At 36.9% G+C, this 3,329-nt stretch carries 2 protein-coding genes, 1 tRNA gene and 1 pseudogene; all 4 read left to right on the top strand.

All coding sequences use genetic code 11. The features are described 5' to 3' along the window. A pseudogene (locus Q1V93_RS11675) lies at positions 1–1,040 on the top strand (hypothetical protein); the annotation flags it as partial. Positions 1,041–1,082: 42 nt separating this feature from the next. Beyond that, a complete protein-coding gene (locus tag Q1V93_RS11670; protein ID WP_300664885.1) occupies positions 1,083–1,352 on the top strand; it encodes an ATP-dependent Clp protease adaptor ClpS in 270 nt (89 codons plus the stop codon). A gap of 224 nt (positions 1,353–1,576) precedes the next feature. Next, positions 1,577–1,650 (top strand) — tRNA-Arg (locus Q1V93_RS11665). Between the two features lie 213 nt (positions 1,651–1,863). Further along, positions 1,864–2,982 carry a protein kinase gene (locus Q1V93_RS11660; RefSeq protein WP_300664883.1) on the top strand — a complete coding sequence of 373 codons (1,119 nt, stop codon included), beginning with the start codon at positions 1,864–1,866 and terminating at the stop codon, positions 2,980–2,982. Positions 2,983–3,329: the final 347 nt, after the last annotated feature.

Here is a 3,329-nt window from a genome sequence, read left to right as displayed (position 1 = left end):
ACAAAGATGCATTCGTAGTGGCTTATTGTGATGGAAAACGCATTTCCCTGGCTGAGGCACGACAATTAGAAGAGCAAGGTTTGTGTAAACCGATGCGCCAGGATTCCATTGTAATGGAAGTGATTCAAAATACGATTGCGCAGCTTCCGGCAGATACGATTGCGAAATACAAAACCGAACCGAAAGTCAGTGATTACAACAAAGCTCCGGGAGCGGTTTCCGCTATTGCGATAGAAGAGATCAAAGGATTGTTCTATACGGTTCAGGTTGGAGTATACAATCGTCCGGCTACAAAAGAACAATTGCACGACATTGACCCGTTGGTAACACGTCGTTTGGAAAATGGACAGATCCGTTATTCCACGGGAACTTTCCGCTCGGTTGACGAAGCACGGCCTAAGAAGGCGGATGTGATTGAAAAAGGTGTTTCAGATGCGTTTATTACGGCATATTACAATGGCGAACGTATTTCCTTACAGGAAGCAAAGCGCCTGCTGGAAACAGAGGGAGAAGCCATTCTGTTTAAAGAGCAGGAATTACCGAAAGTTCAGGAGGTTCCGGTGAACGAGCAGGTAGCAAAGGAATATGCGAAAGAAAATCCGCGGGTAGAGAAGAAAGCCGTGAAAGAATACGTGCTTGTTTCGCAGGAGACTTACCCGGAATATCCGCGAAAACTGATGAATCAGCTGCGTGTTCAGGGAGATTTCTATTTTGACCAGTCAGATTTGAGAATTAAAACCCTGAAAGCCGAAACGTTGCCTAAATTGGTCAATAATGCGGTCGTTTTTGATACGTTGGTGAAAACTCCGGCAACGAAAGAGGAACTAAATGAACCGAATCAGAATTTGGTTGTAGGAGTATGGGACAAAAAGGAAATTCCGGGTTCGCTGGCAAACTGGATTCTTCGTTTGACACTTCCATATGAAGTAAAAACAAGCCCTTCTTCCATTGAAATTTCAATGACCGTGGACGGGGAAGAAGAGCGCAGGTTGCTGGAAACACAATTCAGAGCTCAGGGAGCGAGAATTAAATCGGAATAGTCTTCTTAAAATGTACTAACTTTGTAAAACAATTGAGAACAGATGCAAACACTTGAACAGAACGAAACAGAAGTTTTAGAGCTTTTGACAGACCAGAAGGATTTAGTTGTATTCAATGATGAGTTCAATACGTTCGATCATGTAATCGAATCATTGATCAAAGTATGCAAGCACGAAGTTGAACAAGCTGTTCAATGTACCTATATTGTTCATTTCAATGGAAAATGCCAGGTAAAAAGAGGTGAATACGAGAAATTGGAACCCATGTGTACGGCATTATTGGAAAGAGGTATAACAGCTGAAATTCAGTAAATTCGGACAAATCCTTTCGGTTCTTTTTCACAGAACTCAAAAAAAAGCAAAGAAATTGCTTGCAAAACCAAAAAAAGCACCTATCTTTGCACCCGCAATACGGTAGTAATACCAACGCGAAAAGGTCTCGTAGCTCATCTCGATAACTATCGGGAGAATAGAGCAAAAGGATTGAAATAGCAAGTTTCTCTTCACATTCGAAGATTGTTAAGAGTAAATATAACGGCCTCGTAGCTCAATTGAATAGAGCATCAGATTACGGCTCTGAAGGTTTCAGGTTTGACTCCTGACGAGGTCACAAAAAGAAAAAGCGAATTACGGTAGTAGTTCGCTTTTTCTTTTTGCCCTCAATACTCGCTCTCACACTCACACTTTTTTGTGTGCTTTTTCTTTTCAGTGTGAGTGTGAGGATTGAGTGTGGAAGTGATTTGTAGTAAATTGTGTATTTGAGATTCTATATTAGCTTTGTTAAAGTAGAAAGGAAACCTAAATTGCTAATTCACATTTGAAAATGATAGATCTAAGAAACATAAAAACCATTGATTTAACCAGTGCACGTTGTTTAAAAGAAGAAGTTACATATCAGTTCGAAGACACAATCACTAAGAAAAAACTTATTGCAAAATTCATAGCTGATTATCCAGATGAATCAGATAATTACTTGATCGCAGAGTTTAAGAAACTTGCACTGTTGTCTGCAGAACCAGAAATTGCCACAGTATATTTTTTAGCTTCGGGAAACTTCGGTACCGGAGATAAAAGCTGTTATGTAATGGACTTTATTGAGGGACAAAGCTTGGGAACTTTCCTTGAATCAAATACCAATGTTTCGTTAGAATTTGCGATTGATTTTTTATCACAGTTATCTCGAGGGATGGATAAAGCCCATCACTACGAGATAAGGCATGGTGATTTACATGAAGAAAACATATTGATTAATAATTTCGGTTATGTAAAACTAATCGACTTTTTGTGGTTGGGCAACCGTTCTGTATTTGAGGAAAGTGCAAATGAAGATTTCATTAATTTTAGACAAATAGTCAATTCTATAAATTATAAGTTGACTGATTCAGATAAGGGTAATTTCATTTTGATTAAAAATTATCTTAATTCAATTACAAGTTTTAGAAATGTAGCTAGTAATCTTTTGATTTTAAATGAAATATCATCGGAATTGGCTTTGCTTGGAGATGAATCAAAAGACATCTTAGCACAAATTATTGCCCCAATGACTGATGATCTGACTTTAAAGCATCTATGGTTAGAGAAAAATATTGACATTCCACAACAGTGCATTCCCGAATTGAATGACAAAGTCAAAGCACATATAGAAGCAGAAAAAAATGATAAGGTAAAACTTAAGTATTCTGATGAAGTGATTGTAAACATGGATGAAAGCATCAGAAATCAATTTGCTGTTAAATTACATGAATTGAAACAGGCTGGATTTATTGATTGGGATATTCAAATTGAAAATAAGGGAGTCAAATTTATTGGTCCGTATCAATTGGAGTATCACCTTAGTTTTACAATCAAATTGTTTCGGTGGAAGAAATTAAACGAGCAATTTCAATTCCTTCAATTACCAAACAGAAGTCTAACTGATTTGATCCTTGGTGAGTTAAAGTAATATCTGAACCTTAAGATATTCTTACTGGAATTTGTTCACTTAATCTAATCGAGCATTTTATCCAATGCACGTACTGGCGAATGATCTTTAATCCTGATGAGGTTACGAAAGGCTTACATTTTTGTAAGCCTTTTTTTATTGGGTAATTTGGGCTTCTTGATTAGACAGATTTGGATTTCTATTTGATTTATTCAATATAAATCATTTCATTTGATTCAACATTAACTACTATTCATATGAAGGAAGTTTTCACGGCCTTTAGCACCCTTCAAGGTTCAATCAGAGTCTATTTTATTTGTTTTTTTTTAATACTCCCTTTTTGGTTTGTAGATATTTTGTTGTTTTCA

The organism is Fluviicola sp., from assembly GCF_030151805.1.
GTDB lineage: Bacteria > Bacteroidota > Bacteroidia > Flavobacteriales_D > Crocinitomicaceae > Fluviicola.
The sequence above is the reverse complement of the archived record's forward strand: the minus strand, read 5'-3'. Positions and strand labels throughout refer to the sequence as shown.

Bases quoted from the DNA above. Each gene is read 5' to 3' on its own strand.
- Q1V93_RS11670 (WP_300664885.1), top strand. From the start codon at position 1,083: ATGCAAACACTTGAACAGAACGAAACAGAAGTTTTAGAGCTTTTGACA.
- Q1V93_RS11660 (WP_300664883.1), top strand. From the start codon at position 1,864: ATGATAGATCTAAGAAACATAAAAACCATTGATTTAACCAGTGCACGT.